The sequence below is a fragment of the Pseudomonas sp. Pseusp3 genome (assembly GCF_047304225.1).
Classification (GTDB): Bacteria; Pseudomonadota; Gammaproteobacteria; order Pseudomonadales; family Pseudomonadaceae; genus Aquipseudomonas; species Aquipseudomonas fluorescens_CD.
In genome coordinates this window covers 14,652-32,848 of sequence record NZ_JBGLYV010000054.1, presented here as the reverse complement: position 1 = coordinate 32,848, position 18,197 = coordinate 14,652, and the positions used below count along the sequence as shown (strand labels likewise).

Genomic DNA, 18,197 nt, shown 5'->3' with positions numbered 1-18,197 from the left:
CGGGCTTGCTCGCGAAGAGGCCGGCACATCCAACAGACATATTGGCCGACCCACCGCTCCCACAGTTGACATGTTTACTTCAGATACCATCCCCACGGCTGGTCGCTGACGTACTCGGTAACCTGTTTGACCTCCAGGTAGTTGTGCAGGCCCCATTGGCCCAGCTCCCGGCCGATGCCGCTGTGTTTCATGCCGCCCCACGGCGCTTCGACGAAGGTCGGCTGCGAGCAGTTGACCCAGACGATCCCGGCGCGCAGCTGGTTGGCAACCCGGGCGGTGCGCTGCAAGTCCGCGCTCATCACGGCGGCGGCCAGGCCGAAGCGGCTGGCGTTGGCCATTTGCACTGCTTGCACTTCGGTCTTGAAGCGCTTGATGCTCAGCACCGGGCCGAACACTTCCTCGCGCCACAGAATGCTGCTGTGGCCCGGCTCATCGAAAATCGCCGGTTCGATGAAATACCCTTCGGCCAGGTGCGCCGGTCGCCGTCCGCCCGTGAGCAAATGGGCGCCGCTGGCCAGGCCCTGGTCGATGAAGCCGAGCACCTTGTCGTACTGGCCCTGGCTGACCAGCGGCCCGATCAGAACCCCGGGCTGCATGCCGGAGCCAATGCTGATCCTGCGGGTTTCTGCCACCAGCCGCTCGATCAGGCGCGGGGCGATGGCTTCCTGCACCAGCAGGCGTGACGTAGCGCTGCACACCTGGCCCTGATTCCAGAAAATCCCGAACAGAATCCACTCCACCGCCGCTTCGACATCGGCGTCATCGAACACGATGAAGGCCGACTTGCCGCCCAGTTCCAGGCTGATGTTCTTGATGTCCCGCGCCGCCGCCGACATGATTTTCGCCCCGGTGGGCACGCTGCCGGTGAACGCCAGTTTGTCCACACCCGGGTGCTCGGTGAGCGGGCTGCCGGCGTCGGCGCCGAAGCCGGTGACCACGTTCAACACCCCGGCGGGCAAGCCAATGCGATCGGCGGCGGCTGCCAGTTCCAGGGCGGTCAGCGGGGTCAGCTCGGACGGTTTCAACACCACCGTGGCCCCGGCGGCCAAGGCGGGTGCCACCTTCCACGCGGCCATCAACAGCGGGTAGTTCCAGGGAATGATTTGCCCGGCGACGCCAATCGGCTCGTGGCGGATTCGGCAGCGGAAACGCTCGTCCGGCAAGGCCAGCGGCTGATCCTGCTGCTGGTCCAGTTCGCGGGCCAGACCGGCGTAGTAGCGAAAACAGGCGATGGCGTCGCCGATGTCCCATTGTGCTTCAGGCAAGGGTTTGCCGTTGTCGCGCACCTCCAGTTCCGAGAGTGCCTGCTTGCCGGTTTCCAGTTCATCGGCCAATGCCTCCAGCCACTGCGCGCGCTCGGCGCCGCTGCTTTGGCCCCAGCCATTGTCGAAGGCGCGACGGGCCGCGCGCACGGCATGGTCGACGTCTTCTTCGGTGCCTGCCGCCACGCGGTGGAAGGCCTGTTCGGTGGCCGGGTCTATCACGTCCAGATAGCCGCCCAGATCCGGGTTGACCCACTCGCCATTGATGTAAAGCTGATCACGCATGGTGCGACTCCTGGACGCCGGTACGGCGGTTTTGCAGATGGCGGGAAGTGAACAGCAGGGCCAGCGACACGCAGATGATCACCGTCGAAATCGCGTTGATCTCTGGCGTCACGCCACGGCGGATGGAGGAAAAGATGTAGATCGGCAGCGTCGTTTCCGATCCGGCGACGAAGAACGCGATGATGAAATCGTCGAAGCTGAAGGTGAAGGCCAGCAGGAACCCGGCCATGATCGCCGGGCTGATCTGCGGCAGGGTCACCCGCCAGAAGGTGTCCATCGGTGGTGCGTAGAGGTCAGCCGAGGCTTCGAGCAAGGCCTTGTCCAGCGAATCGACGCGGCTGCGCACGATCACCATGACCAGGGCCATGGTGAACAGCGAGTGCGCGGCGATCACGGTGAAGAAACCCATGTTCAACTTCGGCACCGTCGGCAACCAGCTCGCCAGCAACGGGTTGATCAGGTCGAACAGGCTGATGAAGGCGATCAGCGTCGAGATGCCGATGACGATGCCCGGCACGATGATCGCGCAATAGGTCAGCGCATCGAACAGCATCCGTACTTTGCTGCCGCAGCGCTGCAAGCCGAACACCGCCAGGGTGCCGAACAGCGTGGCGATCACCGCCGAGCTGAAGGCGATCAGCGCGCTGTTGCCCAGGGCCTCCATGATGAACGGGTTGCCGAATGCAGTGCCGAACCATTGCACCGAGCAGCACTGAAAGGCCAGGCCACTGCGCCCGGCGTTGAAGCTGAACAGCACGATCAAGGCAATCGGTGCGTAGAGGAACAGGTACAGCGATGTCGAATAGCTGCGCAGCCACATGTTAAAGGCCTCCGTCGGCAGGGCGACCGCCGTAGCGCGCCACCAGTTTCAAGTACAGGCCGATGATCAGCAGCATCATCGCCACCAGCGTCATCGCCAGGGCACTGCCGAACGGCCAGTTGCGCGACTGCAGGAACAGGTCGACCAGCGCGTTGCCGACAAAGAACACCTTGCCGCCACCGAGAATCGCCGGGATCAGGAACTCGCCCATCAGCAGGATGAACACCAGCATCACCCCGGTGATGATCCCCGGCGCGGACAGGGGCAGGGTGATGCGCCGGAAACTTTCGAAGGCGCTGGCACCGAGGTCCGCCGAGGCTTCGAGCAGGCGCTTGTCGAGTTTTTCCAGGCTGACGTAGATCGGGAACACCATCAGCGGCAGGTAGCCGTAGACGATGCCGATCAGCACCGCCCACGGCGTGTTGATCAATCGCACGTCCTCAAGGCCCAGGCTGGCCAGCAGCGCCGGAATGCCTTTGCCGCTGAGGATGAAAATCCACGCGTAGGTGCGGATCAGGAAACTGGTCCAGAACGGTACGATCACCAGGGTCAGCAACAACGAGCGGTTTCTGGTGACCTTGACCGCCAGGAAGTACGCCAGCGGATAAGCCGCCACCAGGCACACCAGGGTGCCCAGCGGCGCGAGCATCAGCGTGTTGCTGAACGCCGCACCGCGCGAGCCGAGGTTCAGGTAGTTGGCCAGGGTGAAGCCACCGGCATAACCGCCCACGGCGCTGCGCTCGCCGAAACTGAAGACCAGGATGATCACCAGCGGCATCAACAACAGCAGCAGGAACCACAGGGTCGAAGGCAAGAGCATCAGCAGGGTGATGCGTCGGCCGAGGCTGCGCCGTTGGCGAACCTCGGCGGACAGGGCACTGCCCGGCTGCACCGTTTGCGGGTGGGCGGCGGCATTCATGGGTGACTCCTCATTGGCCATGGTCAAGCGATCAGGCGGACTTGAAACGTGCCATCAGTTCGGCGCGTGCCGGGCTGGTCAGCGTGGCGGCAGCCCCGAACTCCAGTGGGCTCAGGGCTTCGGCGGCCGGGTACATGATCGGATCGTCGAGCATCGCCGTGGGCAGCAAGGCATCGACACGCTTGTCGCCGCTCGGGTAGCCGTGGCTCAACACTTCGAGTTTGTTGTGCTGCGGGTCGAGCAGGTAGTTGATGAAGGCGTAGGCGGCGTCCTTGTGCTCCGAGCTTTTCGGAATCGCGAAGAAGTCGCTCCACAGTTCGCCACCTTCCTTGCCGAGTTCGAACTGCATTTGCGCGTTGTCGCGGTGCAGTTGCGAGGCGTCGCCGGTCCACGACATCGCCAGCCAGGCATCGCCGCTGCGCATCGATGGCTGGATGTCGGAGTTGATCGCGAACAGGTGCGGCTTGACGTCTATCAGCAGTTTTTCCGCATCGGCCAGTTCTTTCGGGTCCAGGGAGTTGAAGCTGTAGCCGAAACTTTTGAGGGCGTTGCCGATGGCGGTCAACTGGTAGTCGTGGACCATCGTCCGGCCACTGGCCGGGCCCTGGGCGGCGGCCCAGAATTCCTTCCAGCTGCTCGGGCCGTTTTTCAGTTTGCCGGCGTCGTAGAGCATGCCGGTGGTGCCCCAGTTTTTCGGCACCGCGTAGACCTTGCCGTCCACCGTGCCCTGGGCCATGAATTTCTGCTGGAACGCCGAGGCGTCGAAGTTGGGAATGCGCGACAGGTCCAGCGGCTCGATCAGGCCCAGCCCGACGTACGTGCTGATGGTGTAGTTGGTCGGCACCAGCACGTCCCAGCCACTGCCGCCGGCCTGCAGTTTGGCGAGCATTTCCTCGTTGGAACCGAACACGCTCATCGACACCCGGGCGCCGGTGGCCTTGCCGAAGGCGTCGAGGTTTTCCTGGCTGTGGTAGTTCGGCCAGGTCGCCAGCGACAGGCGATCACCGAGTTTGGCCTGCTCGGCAGCCTCGGCGGTGGAGGTCAGCAGGCCGGGCATGTGGGTGGCGACCACGGCGGCGGCAATCCCCAGGCCGGTGCGGCCAAGGAAGTCGCGGCGACTGATCGAGCCGTTCTGCCAGCTGCGCAGGGTTTTTATAAAAGTCTTCTGGTCCATAGCACGCTCCACATCCGGTTGATGAAACGAATCGATGATTTACAACGCCATGGCCAGGCCATTGGCGTGATCCCAGCCGACGCGCACTGCCGCGCCGTGTTCGAATGCATTGGCGCCGTGATCCTGATGGCGCGGCACACGCACGCACACCACCCCGAAGGCCTGGGTGCGTACGCGGTATTCGGTGGAATTGCCCAGGTAAATGCGGTCTTCGACGCAGCCCGGCAGCTTCACTTCGCGGGTCAACTCGGCGTTGGCCCCGACGATGCTGATCAGCTCCGGGCGTACCGCAATGCAGCCGGCGGCGTTGGCGCTCAGGCCCTTGCCGGTGGGGGTGAGGGGGCTGGTCAGTTCCAGCCCTTGCTCGGTACGCAGCACCACCGAATGGCCTTTGAGCTGGCGAACGGTGCCGTCGAACAGGTTGGACTCACCGATAAAGTCGGCCACATAACGGCTGGCCGGGGCTTCATAGAGTTGTTCCGGGGTGGCGGTCTGGATGATCGAACCGTTGTGCATCACGCTGATGCTGTCACTCATCGACAGGGCTTCTTCCTGATCGTGGGTGACCAGCACGAAGGTGATGCCGACCTCGCGTTGCAAGCGCAGCAATTCCGATTGCATCTCCTTGCGCAGCTTGCGGTCCAGCGCGGCCAGTGGCTCGTCGAGCAGCAACACCGTTGGCTTGTTGACCAGGGCGCGGGCGAGGGCGACACGCTGTTGCTGGCCGCCTGAAAGCTCGCTCGGCTTGCGCTGGCCGAAGCCGCTCAGGCGCACCATTTCCAGTGCTTCATCGGCCATGCGCAGTTGCTGTTTTTTATCCGGGCGCGGCGTGCGATAGCGCAAGCCATAGGCAATGTTCTGCGCCACGGTCAGGTGCGGAAACAGCGCGTAATGCTGGAACACCATGTTCACCGGCCGCTCGAACGCCGGCACGCCGGCAACGCTCTTGCCGGCCAGACGGACCTCACCGCTGGTGGGCTGTTCGAAGCCGGCGATCATGCGCAAGGTGGTGGTCTTGCCGCAGCCCGAACCACCGAGGAAGGAATGAAACGAGCCACGGCGCACCGCGAAATTCAGACCGCCGACGGCCTGCACCTCGCCATAACGTTTGACCACATTGCAGAATTCGATATCGCTTGGCGGGGTGTCGTTCACGCTGTTGTTCACGAGGCGGGCTCCCTTGCAGTGATGAATCAGTGCGTCGGGGGCCAAACTAGCAATCGGGGTTTTGCGGTGTATATATCCCTTGGGGGATAGGAGGGGATTGTTGTAGGAGCGAGCTTGCTCGCGATGGACTCGAGAGCGCTGCGTTCAGCCAGTCATCCCGTGTAATCGTTAACGACCATCGCGAGCGAGCTCGCTCCTACACAAAATGCAGGTGCGTGTTTAACGACACCCGGCGTTACTTCGCGGAGGCTACAACGTCTTGCGTCGTTACCTACAGGTACGCCAGAATCCGCCGGCTTGTGCGTCTAGGGGTTGGGTTTTATCGTTTGCCGGTCGCTGGAAAACAGTGATCGGGTTTGGTAGCCCGTCTTCGTTCTAGGCGCATTGCGCCACCTTGATGCGGTCATTTTTTGGGACTGTGTTTTATATGGTGGTCATGCGCGGGGCTCCCTTGCGGGCGCCGGGTTCTAGTGCGACCGGTCTACCAACCCGCGTGTGGCCGCCACCTTTCGTTTGGTAGCGAGGGTGATGGCTCCTTACTATTCGCACTAGAGGTCCACTCCATGTTCAAAGTCACACCCAACCCGCCAGACAACGATCCGGCATCTCCCCACGAAAGCCTCGATCACGATCTCAACCCCGGCCCCCACATCATGGCCACCCCGCGCAAGCCCAACTCGATGTTCATCGTCAATCCCGAGCTCAATACCGAAACCCTGCTGGTGCATGCCTGTGAATCGCTGGCGTCGGCCAATGTCATGGCCAACGATCTGGTGGATCATCTGCAGGGGACGAGCCGCCATGCATTGTTGGGGATTGCGCAGGTGATCATGTTGGGGGAGTTGGCGGTGAACCGGGCGCTGGATCAGCTTGATCCGCCCTGACCACGATCTCCAGATCACCGATGGACCTGTGGGATTTGCGTCAACCGACGGAAATCAGGCTTGCAGCTTGAGGCCGGGCGCCTGCAACGGATCCTCCGTCAACTCGCGAATAAACAACCCCAGCAACTCCGACTGGCTGCCAATGCCCAGCTTGGCGTAGATGTTCTTGCGGTGAATCTTCACCGTACCGGGGCTGATGCTCAGTTGTTCGGCCACCGAGGCGCTGGAGTGGCCGCGCAGCAACAGTTGAACGATTTCCTGCTCGCGCCCGGTAAGGATGTGTGCGCCGAAGTGGTCGAAGGCTTCGCGGATCTTGAAGTCCAGGTCTTGCGCCGGGCGCGGTTGCTGGGCCTGACGCAAGCGCCAGGCTTCATTGATGACCTGCTCGACCACCGCTTGCGCGCATTCGACCAGTTGCATTTCGTCACGGCTGAACGCGCAACTGGCGGTCGAACGCATCAGTGACAGCACCGCCGTGGCGCCGTCGCCGAGGTCGACGAAAAACGCCACCTCCTCGGCCAGTCCGGTTTGCTGGTAATAGGTCAGGAAGTATTCGCCAAGGTAGAAGTGGTCGGGGGCGAACTGACGCAGACGCCACAGTCCCGGTGCCTGTCCGCGGGTGCAGGCCAGGTAGAACGGATCGAGCAGGTAAGGCCCGCACTGATAGTCGTCGACATACACCGCGCGCTTGTCCGCCGAGAACGTATCGAACAACGCCAGTGGCCGGTGATTGCCTTCGTAGACAAACAACACGAAATGATCGACCGGGCAGATTTGCCGGATCCAGTGGCTCAACCCCGACAGCCGCGCATGCCCGGCAGGCAGGTCGAGCAGGTGGGCGACACCGGTGGTCCAGAGTTTCAGTTCCTTGGGGCGCATGGCGGCTACAGGCAGAAGAGGATGGCCAGTGGATGCACAAAGTACGCCATGGCGGTATTGCCCGTGTGGCGCGGGGCGGTTGGCGGCGCGTCGTGGAGAAGACGCACCGCAACAGGGCCGGGTGTTACCGAGTGCTACAGGGCGGGTAGCAAAAATGATCAGGTGGAGCGGCCACTCACGCCCCCGACGGGCGTTTTCCGGTAGACGGCAACAGGATCGTCAGAATCCCCAGCAGCGGCAGGTACGAACACAGGGTGTACACGTACTCGATGCCCTGGATATCCGCCAGATGCCCCAGCAGCGCGGCGCCAATGCCGCCGAATCCGAACATCAGGCCGAAGAACACCCCGGCGATCATGCCGACGTTGCCGGGCACCAGTTCCTGGGCGAAGACCACGATGGCCGAGAATGCCGAGGCGAGGATGAAGCCGATGATCATGCTCAGCACGCCCGTCCAGAACAGGTCGACGTAGGGCAGGGCGAGGGTGAAGGGCGCGGCGCCGAGGATGGAAAACCAGATCACTTGCTTGCGGCCGATCCGGTCACCGATCGGGCCACCAAAGAACGTGCCCGCCGCGACGGCGCCGAGGAACATGAACAGGTACAGCTGCGAACTGGCCACCGACAGGTCGAACTTTTCGATCAGGTAGAAGGTGAAGTAACTGGTGAAGCTGGCCATGTAGAAGTACTTGGAGAACACCAGCAGCGCCAGCACCACCAGGGCGAACGTCACCCGCCGCTTGGACAGACCGTGGGTGGCCTTGCTGCCTTGCTTGAGCTTGAACAGGTTCAGGTGATTGCGGTACCAGCGGCTCAGGCCGTACTGCACGAGGATGGCAAACACTGCGAACAGGCCGAACCAGGCGACGTTGCCCTGGCCATAGGGAATGATGATCGCCGCCGCCAGCAATGGGCCGAAGGCGCTACCGGCGTTGCCACCGACCTGAAAGGTCGACTGCGCCAGGCCGTAGCGACCGCCCGAAGCCAGGCGCGCCACCCGCGAGGTCTCGGGATGAAAGGTCGACGAGCCAACCCCCACCAGCGCCGAGGCCACGAGAATGGCCGGGAAGCTGCCGACCAGCGACAGCATCAGAATGCCGATCAGGGTGCAGACCATGCCGGCCGGCAGCAACCACGGTTTGGGATGACGGTCGGTGTAGAAGCCGATCCACGGTTGCAACAGTGAGGCGGTGAGCTGGAAGGTCAGGGTGATCAGGCCGACCTGGGTGAAGCTCAGGCCATAGCTGGCCTTGAGCATCGGGTAGATCGAAGGCAGTACGGCCTGAATCAGGTCGTTGATCAGGTGCGCCAGGGCACACGCACCAATGACACGCATGACCAGCGGGCTGGCCTGGCTTGCAACCGAGACGGTGGGTGAGGGTGAGCTGAGGGTAGTGGTCGACATGGGCGGGTTTCCGGATAAAAACGCGAACTGCGAGCGCAAGGCGCAGCCAATTTCGGGGTTCGGCGTTATCCTAGGGGCCTCAAGGGTGCCCGTCTCGCGCAACTCGGGCGCTGACCATCGCAAAAAGGGCGTCATGATCAAGCCATTGCAGACATTCCTCGCGGAGATCGACCAGGGCGGCTGGAGCGTTCGCAGCAGTGCGACCGACTACCCGGAAAACTGGTTCATCCCGCCGCACTCCCATGAAAAGCATCAACTGATCTATGCCATCGAAGGCGTGATGGTGGTGCACGCCGCTACGGGCCAATGGACGGTGCCGCCGAGCCGCGGCATCTGGATGCCGAGTGGAGAGGTGCACTCGATTCGCTGCGTGGGGGCGATCAAGATGCGCAGCGTTTTCGTGCACCCTGACGCGAGCCCGGATCTGCCCGCTGAAACCCGGGCAGTGAGTGTTTCCGCATTGCTGAGTGAGCTGATCAAGGTCTCGGTCGATTTCGACTTTTCCGTCGATCCGGACCCGCGGGAAGCCCGGGTGTTGCAGCTGATCCTGGATGAGCTGACGATCCTGCCGACCTTGCCATTGAACCTGCCGCAGCCTGCCGATCAACGTATCAACCTGATCTGTACCGCGTTGCAGCGTGATCCCGGGGATGGCTCGACGGTGTCGGACTGGAGCGCCCGGTTGGGCCTTGACGAAAAAACCATCCAGCGACGCTTCCGCAAGGAAACCGGCATGACCTTCGGCCAATGGCGCCAGCAAGCGCGACTGCTGCTGGCGCTGGAACGAATCGCCGTCGGCGAGAAGATCATCGACATCGCCGGCGAGCTGGGATACGACAGCCCGAGCGCGTTCACGACCATGTTCAAGAAGCAGTTCGGCAAGACGCCGAGTGATTTTTTCAAATGATGGAATGGGTGTTCTCTTGCAGAAGAGAACACCCATTTCACTGGCACATCTTCAAACGAACAGACGCAACAGTATCGTCGCCAGAATCACCGTCGAAGCCCCACCGATACGGGTGGAGATCTGCGCGAACGGCATCAGCGACATGCGGTTCGAGGCCGAGAGAATCGCCACGTCGCCAGTGCCGCCCAGGCCGCTGTGGCAGCAGGTCACGATGGCTGATTCGATGGGGTACATCTTCATCAGGTTGCCGATGAAGAAGCCGGCCACGGTCATCGACACCACCACCGAGACGCAGACCAGCACATAGCCGACCGAGAACACTTTCACCACGCTGTCCAATGGCACATAGAGCATGCCCAGGCCGATCATGACCGGCCAGATGAACGCCGAGGACACCAGTTTGTAAAAGGTGTTGGCACCTTTCTCGAGTTTTTCCGGCAGCACCCGAAGGTACTTAAACAGCACTGCCGCGAGGATCATCATCACCGGGCCGGGAATGCCCACGATTTTTTCCAGCAGACCGCCGAGGACGAAGAAAGCGCAGATCAACAGTACGCCGGCGCCCATGACGCGGAAGTCGACGATGGCGCCTGCGTCTTCCTTGACCTGGAACTGGTCATTCTCGGCCTTGGCGCGAATCAGCGAGCCTTCGCCGTTGATGGCCGGGCGTTTGAGGGCCAGGCGCGACAGATAACCCGCACAGATGATCGCCACGATGTTGCCGACCACGGCGGCGGGTGCCAGTTGCGCCACGTAGATATCCGGGGTGCCGCCGAGGATCACCGAGTAGGCCAGCGACAGCGGCAGAATCCCTTCGCCGATCCCGCCGCCAATGATCGGCACTATGATGAAAAAGAATGTGTGGTGGAAGCTGTAGCCCATCAGTTTTCCAACCATCAATCCGCTGGCAACGGCGGCCAGGGTGCCGACGAGCAGGGGAATGAACATCCGCAGCATGCCCTGGACCAGAATGAAACGGCTCATTCCCAGAATGCTGCCGACCACCAGGCTGGCGATCACGAAGTACAAAAAGTTGGCTTCCTTCATCAACATTTTGGTCGCGTCGATCGTCGCCGGCCCGAAGAAGCCGTAGAACACCAGTATCGACGGCAGCATCAGGCACAGAATCGCGCCGCCGCCAATTTCCTTGAGGACCGGCAGGCGCGAGCCCATTTGGCCGAAGAACATGCCCATGGTCATGATGACGGCGAGCCCGCCGATCATGTTCTTGGGCAGGAAACCCAGGTGGGCCGAGAGATAAACGATGACTGCGATGCCGAGAAAGACCGGCAGCGGGATGACGCCGATTTCGTAGGCGCACAGGCTGCGCAGGCGTTGCACAAACCCGCCATCGGAGGCAGTTGCGACTTTCAGGGATTGCTCATAGGGCTTGTTCATGTCGCTCTTTCCTCATGTTGTTTTTATCGAGGATTCAGAAACCACGGCGGACCGGGGATGGATTGCCACTCGGTAGATCGATGGTATCCTTCGCAAATAGCGCAATAAACAGCGAAAGTATGAGGTGTATGAACACGAATCGTGATCAATTTCCGTTGCCGGAAGACCTCAAGGTTTTCCTCACCGTCGTTCGAAAAAACGGCTTCGCCAGCGCTGCCGAGGAGCTGGGTTTTTCACCGGCTTACATCAGCAAGCGCATTTCCGTGCTGGAAACCACGCTCTCGAGCCGCTTGCTGCACCGCACCACTCGGCGCATCGCGCTGACTGACGACGGCGAGCGGGTGCGGGTGTGGGCGGAGAAATTGCTCGGTGACTTCGATGATTTCGTCGGCGAAATATCCCAGGCGCGGCAACAGCCGATGGGCTCGCTGCACATTTGCAGCAGCTTCGGTTTCGGGCGTAATCATGTGGCGCCGGCCATCTGCGAACTGTCGCGAACCTATCCAAAACTCGAGCTGCGGCTGGATGTGTTCGATCGCGTGGTCGATATCGTCGGCGAGGGCTTCGATCTGGAAATTCGCGTGGGGGATGACCTGCCTGGCCAGCACCTGGGCCGCAAACTGGTGAGCAACCGGCGGGTGTTGTGTGCGACGCCCGAGTATCTGGAACGGCGGGGTGTCCCGCAATCGCTGGCGGACTTGAAAGACCACGATTGCCTGGTACTGAAGGAGCGCAACAATGCGTTCGGCGTGTGGAGCCTGACGAAGGACGGGCAGGAAGAATCGGTGCGTGTCAGCGGACCTTTGTCCTCCAACAACGGTGAGATCGTGTTGCAGTGGGCCTTGAGTGGCGGCGGGATTCTGTTGCGCTCGATGTGGGATGTGAAGCCGATGCTGGATCAGGGGCGGCTGGTGCAAGTGCTGCACGATTACACCCAGAGCGCCAACGTCTGGGCCGTGTACCCGACGCGCCTGAGCCAGTCGGCCAAGCTACGGGTTTGCGTCGAGTTTTTGGAACAGTATTTTCGTCATCTCTCGGTTGAGTGAACCCACGGCAAATGTACGTGTAGGAGCGAGCTCGCTCGCGATGGACTCAACGGCACCGCGTTTAACCATTAAACACGCGTTATCGTTAACGACCATCGCGAGCGAGCTCGCTCCTACAGAGCATTAGATCCGCCGGGGTTTTCCATCAGTTCAGCCAGGGATTTTCCGCCATGTGCCGCGCCTCGAAGCTGCGAATCTGTCCGGCGCGTTGCAGCGTGGTGCCAATGGCATCCAGGCCCAGCAGCAGCGATTGCTTGCGCAGTTGATCGATCTCGAACGGGATCACGTTGCCGTCTGCCAGTTCGATGGTTTGTTCCGGCAGATTGACGCTGATTCGAGCCGTTGCCGGGTTGCCGGTCAGCGCGGCAATCTGCTTGAGTTGAACCTCGGTCAGCTGAATCGCCAACACGCCGTTGCGTTGACAGTTGTCGTAGAAAATACCGGCGAAGCTGCTGCCGATCAGCGCCCGGATGCCGACCTGTTTCAGCCCCCAGACCGCGTGTTCACGGCTTGATCCGCAACCGAAGTTAGGCCCTACAACCAGAAAAGCGGCGTCAGTCCAGGGCGACTGGTTGAGGATGAATTCAGGATTGGCTGCGCCGGACTCCAGGAGCCTCAAATCAAAGAACAGGCCCTTATCCAGGCCCTTGCGATCAATTCCCTTGAGGAACTGCTTGGGCATGATCACGTCGGTGTCGATGTTGGCGGCCAGAAGCGGCGCGGCGCTGCCACTGACGATAGTGAAAGGTTGCATGGTTCAAGCCTCCTGCGCGAACGTGCGCACGTCGGTCAAATGCCCGGTAATCGCTGCGGCGGCGACCATGGCCGGGCTCATCAAATGGGTGCGCGCACCGGCGCCTTGCCGGCCTTCAAAGTTGCGGTTGGTGCTTGAGGCGCAGCGATCGCCGGGGGCGAGCACATCGTCATTCATGGCCAGGCACATCGAGCAACCCGACTGGCGCCATTCAAAACCGGCATCGAGGAAAGTCTGCGCCAGCCCTTCGTCTTCGGCCTGATTACGCACCAGTGTCGAACCGGGCACGATCATCGCCCGGACGTGGGCCGCCACCCGTTTGCCGCGCACGACGCGGGCGACATCGCGCAGGTCTTCGATGCGCGCATTGGTGCACGAACCGATGAAGGCATGGCTGATCACCACGTCTCTCAGCGGCATGCCCGGCTCCAGGCCCATGTAGGTCAGGGCGCGTTGCATGCCCTGGCGCAGGATCAGGTCAGGCTGCGCGGCCGGGTCCGGTACATGCCCGCCCACTGGAGCGGCCTGATCGGGGCTGGTGCCCCAGGTGACCATGGGTTCCAGCGCCGCGACATCCAGGGTGACTTCGCGATCGAACACCGCACCTGCATCACTGTGCAGGCTGCGCCATTTCGCGACGGCCTGTTCCCACAGATGGCCCCGAGGGGCCCGGGGCTTGTGTTGCAGGTAGGCGAAGACCTTGTCATCCGGGGCCATGAACGCGCCCCGGGCGCCGGCTTCGACGGCCATGTTGCAGATGGTCATGCGCGCTTCGACGCTGAGGTCGCTGATCGCCGGGCCGGTGAATTCGATGGCATAGCCGGTGGCGCCGGAAGCGCCGATTTTTTCGATCAGGGCCATGATGATGTCCTTTGACGTCACGCCAGTCCCGAGCACACCATTGACCGTCACGCGCAGGGTCTTCAGGCATTTGTAGACCAGGGTTTGCGAGGCCAGCAGGTGTTCGATTTCCGAGGTGCCGATGCCGAAACCGAAGGCTCCGAGGGCCCCGTAGGTGGTGGTGTGGCTGTCGCCGGCGGCAACGACCATGCCGGGCAGGATAAAACCTTGTTCGGGGGCCACGACGTGCTCGATGCCCTGGCGCTTGTCCAGCACGTCGAACAACTCGATGCCGAAGTCGCGGCAGTTCTCTTCGAAGTAGGACACCTGACGGGCACCCCCAGCATCCGGCATGGCGGCAGTGCGCGTGGGTGCCGTGGGGTTGACGTGGTCGACGACCGCCAGCGTCGCGCCCGGTCGCCACGCTTTGCGACCCGCTTCGCGCATGCCGCTGAAAGCTTGCGGGCTGGTGTATTCGTTGGCGACCTGACGGTCGATGTACAGCAGCACATGGCCCTGATCGTCGAGGGCGCACACGGTGTGACTGTCGATATGCTTTTGGTAGAGCGTTCTGGGGCTGTGCATGGAGTGGGCTCTTGTTGTCATGCGAGATCACGGAAACGTACCCACAGCATATTCGTCGTCATTCCTGCATCAAGCGCCATTAAGTGAAGGCATTAAACACGCAGTGTGAATTATCGAGTGCTGTCCAACGTAAAGAAACTACCTAACTCACTGCGGCAAATGCCGTAAACAATGGGGTTCGTCTCAATATCCCGCCGACTGGGGCTGTCATAGGCTGTGGGCTTTGAAAGCCGTTCGCCGGAGTCGTTATGCGTTTTTTTGAACTGATCACTTTTACCGTGCGGGTGCGTACCGTCGCCGATGCCCTGGCACATATCGAGGTTGCGCTGAATGATCCGAACGTCGGCGGCACGCTGATGGGGTGCTGGGCCTCGGAGATTGGCCAGTTGAACCAGATAGCCGTGTTGCGTGGCTATGCTGACGAAAGCCTGCGGCAGGCGGAGCGCGAGCGTTTTCTGTTGGGGGGCGAGACGTTTGGTGTCAACGAGTTCATCAGCGATCTGCGCATCGAAAACTACACGCTGTTTCCCTTCCTCGAGCCCTTGAGCGCCGGCCAGCACGGTCCGTTCTATGAGTTGCGCGTCTACGACCTGGTCAGCAGCGGGTTGCAGCCGACCCTCGACGGCTGGAGCAAGGCCATCGAAGCGCGGACCGCCGAACAGTATTCGCCTGTGTATGCGGCGTTTTATGCCACTGACGGTTCGCTGCCGCGCTATCTGCACATCTGGCCGTGGACCAGCCTTGAACAGCGCTTGCAGGTGCGCACCCAGGCAGTCGCCGACGGCGTCTGGCCGCCGGAAAACTCCGGCCCGCAACTGCGGGACATGTGCTCGACGATCTACCTGCCTGCGAAGTTCTCGCCCTTGCAGTGATGGGGGCACGCCTGTGTCTACTGTCATTACCCTCAGAATCGATCCAGCCGGTACGCCGCCGTCGCCGGCAGGTCGCACGGCTGGGCGCCGGTCAAGGGCGAGGCCATTTGCGCAATCATTTCCGCCGTGACCGCCGCCTGGGTCAACCCCAGGTGCTGGTGGCCGAAGGCGAGCAGGACCTTGCCGTCGCACACCCGATCGATGATCGGCAGGGAGTCGGGCAAGGAGGGGCGAAAGCCCATCCACGGTGTGGCCGCTTCGGCACTCAGGTCGCGCTTGAACAGGCCTTTGCTCAATCGGTGCAATTGCCAGGCACGCTCCATCGTCGGTGGGCATTCGAGACCGGCGAATTCAACGGTGCCGGCCAGGCGCAGCCCATCGGCCATCGGCGTCATGATGAACTTGCGTTCCAGCGAGGTGACGGCAAACGGTAAGCGTTGGTGTTCGTGGGGCAGCATCAGGTGATAGCCGCGCTCGGTGTCCAAGGGCACCTTTTTGCCGGTCAGCGCGGCGGTGAGCTTCGCCGAATGCGCGCCGCAGGCAATCAGCACTTGTCGACTATTGACGCGACCCTGATCAGTGATCAACGACACGCCGTGTTCATTCAACTGCCCGCCCTCGACCCGCTGCTGGAGGAACTGCACACCGCTGCTTTTGGCCGCGTGGACCAGTTCGCCCACCACCCGGAAGGGATCGAGAAAATGCCCGGTGCGCGGGAAGAACAAACCGCCGCGGATCTGCTCGCTGAGTTGCGGCGCCGCATCGCGGACGGCCCTGGCCTGCCAGAAATCGACCGGCACCTGTTGCTGGCGCATGCGCGCCTGCAGCGCTTCGATGGCCTGTTGCGAGTCGGCGCGCTCGAACACCAATAACGAGCCGTCTTCCTTGAGCAACCCTGGACGCTCGATGGCTTCCAGCAACCGGTTCCAGGCCCCCAGGCTGCTTTCATTGAGCGCGCGGATGCCGGCCACGGTGCGCTGGAACGGCGCCGGCCGCAGGTTCAGCAACAGGCGGATGAACCAGGGCAGGGCCCGGGGCATGTATTTCCAGTCCAGGCGCAGCGGGCCCATCGGGTCCAGGAGCATGGCGGGCAGGCGCTTGAGGATAGACAGGTCGGCGATGGGGAACACCTGTTCGGTGGCCAGGTGTCCGGCATTGCCGAACGAGACGCCACGGCCGGGCTCCTGCTGATCGATGACCACCACGCGCCGGCCCTGGCGAGCCAGGCGCAGGGCGCAAGCGACGCCGATGATCCCGGCGCCGATTACGGCAACGTCCGCCGTGGTGTGTGGGTTGTTGAAAAGGGAGACGTTGGACATGGCCTAGGATTCTCTCTGGCCGTCGAGCAGGCGCCGTAACTGCAACGGATTGCCGTGTTTGAGCGCGGCCGGCAACAGGGCGTCGGGGAAATCCTGATAGCAGACCGGGCGCAGGAAACGCAGGATGGCGGCGGTGCCGACCGAGGTGGTGCGCGCATCGGAAGTCGCCGGGAACGGGCCGCCATGGACCATGGCATCGCACACCTCGACCCCGGTCGGCCAGCCATTGACCAACAGGCGCCCGGCCTTGCGCTCCAGAGTCGGCAGCAATGCCCTGGCGCTTTCCACGTCGGCATCGTCCAGGTGCAGGGTGGCGGTCAGTTGGCCCTCCAGGTGTTCGATGACCTGGCGGATTTCCTCGTCGCTGGCACATTGCACGATCAGCGAAGCGGCGCCGAACATTTCTGCCTGCAAGGCCGGGTCGGCGAGAAACTCGCTGGCCTGGGTGACGAACAGGTGGGCCTGGCACTGGTTGGGCGTTTCGCCCTCAAGGCCGCTAGCCACCGATTGCGCGTGGGTATGCTCGAGCAGCGCGCCGACGCCGGCCTCGTAGGCGTTGAAAATTCCCGGGGTAAGCATGGTCTGCGCCGGGCTGCGCTGGATCAGTTGCGTGGCCGTCTGGATGAAGCGCTCAAGGGCCGGGCCATGGCGGGCAATCACCAGGCCGGGGTTGGTGCAGAACTGACCGGCACCCTGGGTGAGGGAGGCGACGAAGCCTTGCGCCAGCGCTTCGGTTCGCGATTGCAGTGCCGCAGGGAACAGCAATACCGGATTGATCGAGCTCATTTCCGCGTACACCGGAATCGGTTCGGGACGCGCCTGGGCCGCCTTGCACAAGGCAATGCCGCCGCTGCGCGAGCCGGTGAAACCCACGGCCTTGATGCGCGGATCGGTGACCAGGGCGATGCCCACTTCGCGGCCGGAGCCGTACAACAGCGAGAACACGCCTTCATGCAACCCGCACAGTTTGACCGCACGAGCCAGCGCCCGGCCCACCAGTTCACTGGTGCCGGGGTGCGCGCCATGGGCCTTGACGATCACCGGGCAACCGGCGGCCAGCGCCGAGGCGGTATCACCGCCAGCGACCGAGAAGGCCAGGGGAAAGTTGCTGGCGCCGAACACGGCCACCGGGCCCAGCGGCACCTGACGCTGGCGCAGGTCCGGGCGGGGCAGGGGCTGGCGTTCCGGCAGTGCGCTGTCGACCCGTACATCCAGCCATTCGCCAGCGCGTACGGTGCGGGCAAAGGTGCGCAGTTGCTGGCAGGTGCGGCCGCGTTCACCCTGGATACGCGGGCGTGGCAGGCCAGTCTCGGCCACGGCGCGGTCGATCAATGCATCGCCGAGGGCTTCGATTTCGCTGGCGATGGTTTCGAGGAATTCGGCGCGTGCGTCCAGGGATGTCGCGCGATAGCTGTCCAGCGCACTCCAGGCCAGGGCGCAGGCCTGTTCGACGTGCTCGCTGTTGCCACCGTGATAGGCCGGTTCAAGGGGCAGACCAGTGGCGGGATCAATGCCGTGGATCGCTTCGCGGTTGCCGGGGATGGCCTGTTGGCCGATCAACATGTTGCCTGTCAGAGTCATGATGTTTCCTGAAAAAAAGAGGGTGGGCGTTTGCGAAAAAACGCGGTACCGCCGTGGGCGAAAATAAAGGCGGCGCGCTTTGGCACGCCGCTGTAGAGGC

General features: G+C 62.5%; 16 protein-coding genes. 4 read left to right on the top strand and 12 right to left on the bottom strand.

Annotation, left to right across the window (positions count from 1 at the left end; translation table 11 throughout):
* Positions 1-74 precede the first annotated feature (74 nt).
* Genes ACCD00_RS18900 through ACCD00_RS18880 form a run of 5 tightly spaced genes read right to left on the bottom strand, consistent with a single transcriptional unit; the run spans position 75 to position 5,627 of the window.
* Positions 75-1,547 (bottom strand): aldehyde dehydrogenase family protein, encoded by a 1,473-nt coding sequence (locus ACCD00_RS18900; protein ID WP_413426794.1) that lies wholly within the window; start codon positions 1,545-1,547, stop codon positions 75-77.
* On the bottom strand, positions 1,540-2,367 hold the full coding sequence (locus ACCD00_RS18895; protein ID WP_110659223.1) for an ABC transporter permease: 828 nt from the start codon (positions 2,365-2,367) through the stop codon (positions 1,540-1,542). The genes ACCD00_RS18900 and ACCD00_RS18895 overlap by 8 nt, the downstream gene beginning before the upstream one ends.
* Before the next feature lies 1 nt (position 2,368).
* Positions 2,369-3,286 (bottom strand): ABC transporter permease, encoded by a 918-nt coding sequence (locus tag ACCD00_RS18890; protein ID WP_413426791.1) that lies wholly within the window; start codon positions 3,284-3,286, stop codon positions 2,369-2,371.
* 31 nt (positions 3,287-3,317) lie between these two features.
* Positions 3,318-4,460 (bottom strand): ABC transporter substrate-binding protein, encoded by a 1,143-nt coding sequence (locus ACCD00_RS18885; RefSeq protein WP_413426788.1) that lies wholly within the window; start codon positions 4,458-4,460, stop codon positions 3,318-3,320.
* A 39-nt stretch (positions 4,461-4,499) separates the two neighbouring features.
* Positions 4,500-5,627, bottom strand: coding sequence for an ABC transporter ATP-binding protein (locus ACCD00_RS18880; protein WP_413426786.1), 1,128 nt, complete (start codon positions 5,625-5,627; stop codon positions 4,500-4,502).
* Between the two features lie 563 nt (positions 5,628-6,190).
* Between ACCD00_RS18880 and ACCD00_RS18875 the strand changes: the two genes are divergently transcribed.
* Positions 6,191-6,511, top strand: coding sequence for a DUF6124 family protein (locus tag ACCD00_RS18875; RefSeq protein ID WP_413426784.1), 321 nt, complete (start codon positions 6,191-6,193; stop codon positions 6,509-6,511).
* Positions 6,512-6,565: 54 nt separating this feature from the next.
* On the opposite strand, the gene ACCD00_RS18870 is transcribed toward ACCD00_RS18875, so the two are convergent.
* Together ACCD00_RS18870 and ACCD00_RS18865 are read right to left on the bottom strand one after the other, a co-directional pair.
* Positions 6,566-7,390, bottom strand: coding sequence for a response regulator transcription factor (locus ACCD00_RS18870; protein ID WP_085714668.1), 825 nt, complete (start codon positions 7,388-7,390; stop codon positions 6,566-6,568).
* A gap of 175 nt (positions 7,391-7,565) precedes the next feature.
* The gene (locus tag ACCD00_RS18865; RefSeq protein ID WP_413426782.1) at positions 7,566-8,795 is read right to left on the bottom strand and encodes an MFS transporter; all 1,230 of its coding nucleotides are present in this window, start codon (positions 8,793-8,795) and stop codon (positions 7,566-7,568) included.
* A gap of 133 nt (positions 8,796-8,928) precedes the next feature.
* Here ACCD00_RS18865 and ACCD00_RS18860 point away from each other — a divergent pair, with 133 nt between their 5' ends.
* Positions 8,929-9,702 (top strand): AraC family transcriptional regulator, encoded by a 774-nt coding sequence (locus ACCD00_RS18860; protein WP_413426780.1) that lies wholly within the window; start codon positions 8,929-8,931, stop codon positions 9,700-9,702.
* 51 nt (positions 9,703-9,753) lie between these two features.
* On the opposite strand, the gene ACCD00_RS18855 is transcribed toward ACCD00_RS18860, so the two are convergent.
* Entirely contained in the window at positions 9,754-11,100 is a 1,347-nt protein-coding gene (locus ACCD00_RS18855) for a 2-hydroxycarboxylate transporter family protein (RefSeq protein WP_413426778.1), read from the bottom strand.
* 128 nt (positions 11,101-11,228) lie between these two features.
* Here ACCD00_RS18855 and ACCD00_RS18850 point away from each other — a divergent pair, with 128 nt between their 5' ends.
* Positions 11,229-12,146, top strand: a complete 918-nt coding sequence (locus ACCD00_RS18850) for a LysR substrate-binding domain-containing protein (protein WP_413426776.1) — start codon at positions 11,229-11,231, stop codon at positions 12,144-12,146.
* 145 nt (positions 12,147-12,291) lie between these two features.
* Here the strand turns inward: ACCD00_RS18850 and leuD are convergent, their stop codons facing one another.
* Together leuD and leuC are read right to left on the bottom strand one after the other, a co-directional pair.
* A complete protein-coding gene (gene leuD, locus ACCD00_RS18845; protein WP_413426774.1) occupies positions 12,292-12,900 on the bottom strand; it encodes a 3-isopropylmalate dehydratase small subunit in 609 nt (202 codons plus the stop codon).
* 3 nt (positions 12,901-12,903) lie between these two features.
* Complete coding sequence (gene leuC / locus ACCD00_RS18840; protein ID WP_413426772.1) at positions 12,904-14,325, bottom strand: 3-isopropylmalate dehydratase large subunit; 1,422 nt, start codon at positions 14,323-14,325, stop codon at positions 12,904-12,906.
* Between the two features lie 248 nt (positions 14,326-14,573).
* Here leuC and ACCD00_RS18835 point away from each other — a divergent pair, with 248 nt between their 5' ends.
* Complete coding sequence (locus ACCD00_RS18835) at positions 14,574-15,197, top strand: NIPSNAP family protein (RefSeq protein WP_413426770.1); 624 nt, start codon at positions 14,574-14,576, stop codon at positions 15,195-15,197.
* A 32-nt stretch (positions 15,198-15,229) separates the two neighbouring features.
* Here the strand turns inward: ACCD00_RS18835 and ACCD00_RS18830 are convergent, their stop codons facing one another.
* A complete protein-coding gene (locus ACCD00_RS18830; protein ID WP_413426768.1) occupies positions 15,230-16,516 on the bottom strand; it encodes an FAD-dependent oxidoreductase in 1,287 nt (428 codons plus the stop codon).
* 3 nt (positions 16,517-16,519) lie between these two features.
* On the bottom strand, positions 16,520-18,097 hold the full coding sequence (locus ACCD00_RS18825) for an aldehyde dehydrogenase (NADP(+)) (RefSeq protein ID WP_413426766.1): 1,578 nt from the start codon (positions 18,095-18,097) through the stop codon (positions 16,520-16,522).
* Between the last annotated feature and the right edge of the window lie 100 nt (positions 18,098-18,197).

Coding starts and splice junctions, on each gene's coding strand:
- ACCD00_RS18900 (WP_413426794.1), bottom strand. CDS start 1,547: ATGCGTGATCAGCTTTACATCAATGGCGAGTGGGTCAACCCGGATCTG.
- ACCD00_RS18895 (WP_110659223.1), bottom strand. CDS start 2,367: ATGTGGCTGCGCAGCTATTCGACATCGCTGTACCTGTTCCTCTACGCA.
- ACCD00_RS18890 (WP_413426791.1), bottom strand. CDS start 3,286: ATGAATGCCGCCGCCCACCCGCAAACGGTGCAGCCGGGCAGTGCCCTG.
- ACCD00_RS18885 (WP_413426788.1), bottom strand. CDS start 4,460: ATGGACCAGAAGACTTTTATAAAAACCCTGCGCAGCTGGCAGAACGGC.
- ACCD00_RS18875 (WP_413426784.1), top strand. CDS start 6,191: ATGTTCAAAGTCACACCCAACCCGCCAGACAACGATCCGGCATCTCCC.
- ACCD00_RS18870 (WP_085714668.1), bottom strand. CDS start 7,390: ATGCGCCCCAAGGAACTGAAACTCTGGACCACCGGTGTCGCCCACCTG.
- ACCD00_RS18865 (WP_413426782.1), bottom strand. CDS start 8,795: ATGTCGACCACTACCCTCAGCTCACCCTCACCCACCGTCTCGGTTGCA.
- ACCD00_RS18860 (WP_413426780.1), top strand. CDS start 8,929: ATGATCAAGCCATTGCAGACATTCCTCGCGGAGATCGACCAGGGCGGC.
- ACCD00_RS18855 (WP_413426778.1), bottom strand. CDS start 11,100: ATGAACAAGCCCTATGAGCAATCCCTGAAAGTCGCAACTGCCTCCGAT.
- ACCD00_RS18850 (WP_413426776.1), top strand. CDS start 11,229: ATGAACACGAATCGTGATCAATTTCCGTTGCCGGAAGACCTCAAGGTT.
- leuD (WP_413426774.1), bottom strand. CDS start 12,900: ATGCAACCTTTCACTATCGTCAGTGGCAGCGCCGCGCCGCTTCTGGCC.
- leuC (WP_413426772.1), bottom strand. CDS start 14,325: ATGCACAGCCCCAGAACGCTCTACCAAAAGCATATCGACAGTCACACC.
- ACCD00_RS18835 (WP_413426770.1), top strand. CDS start 14,574: ATGCGTTTTTTTGAACTGATCACTTTTACCGTGCGGGTGCGTACCGTC.
- ACCD00_RS18830 (WP_413426768.1), bottom strand. CDS start 16,516: ATGTCCAACGTCTCCCTTTTCAACAACCCACACACCACGGCGGACGTT.
- ACCD00_RS18825 (WP_413426766.1), bottom strand. CDS start 18,097: ATGACTCTGACAGGCAACATGTTGATCGGCCAACAGGCCATCCCCGGC.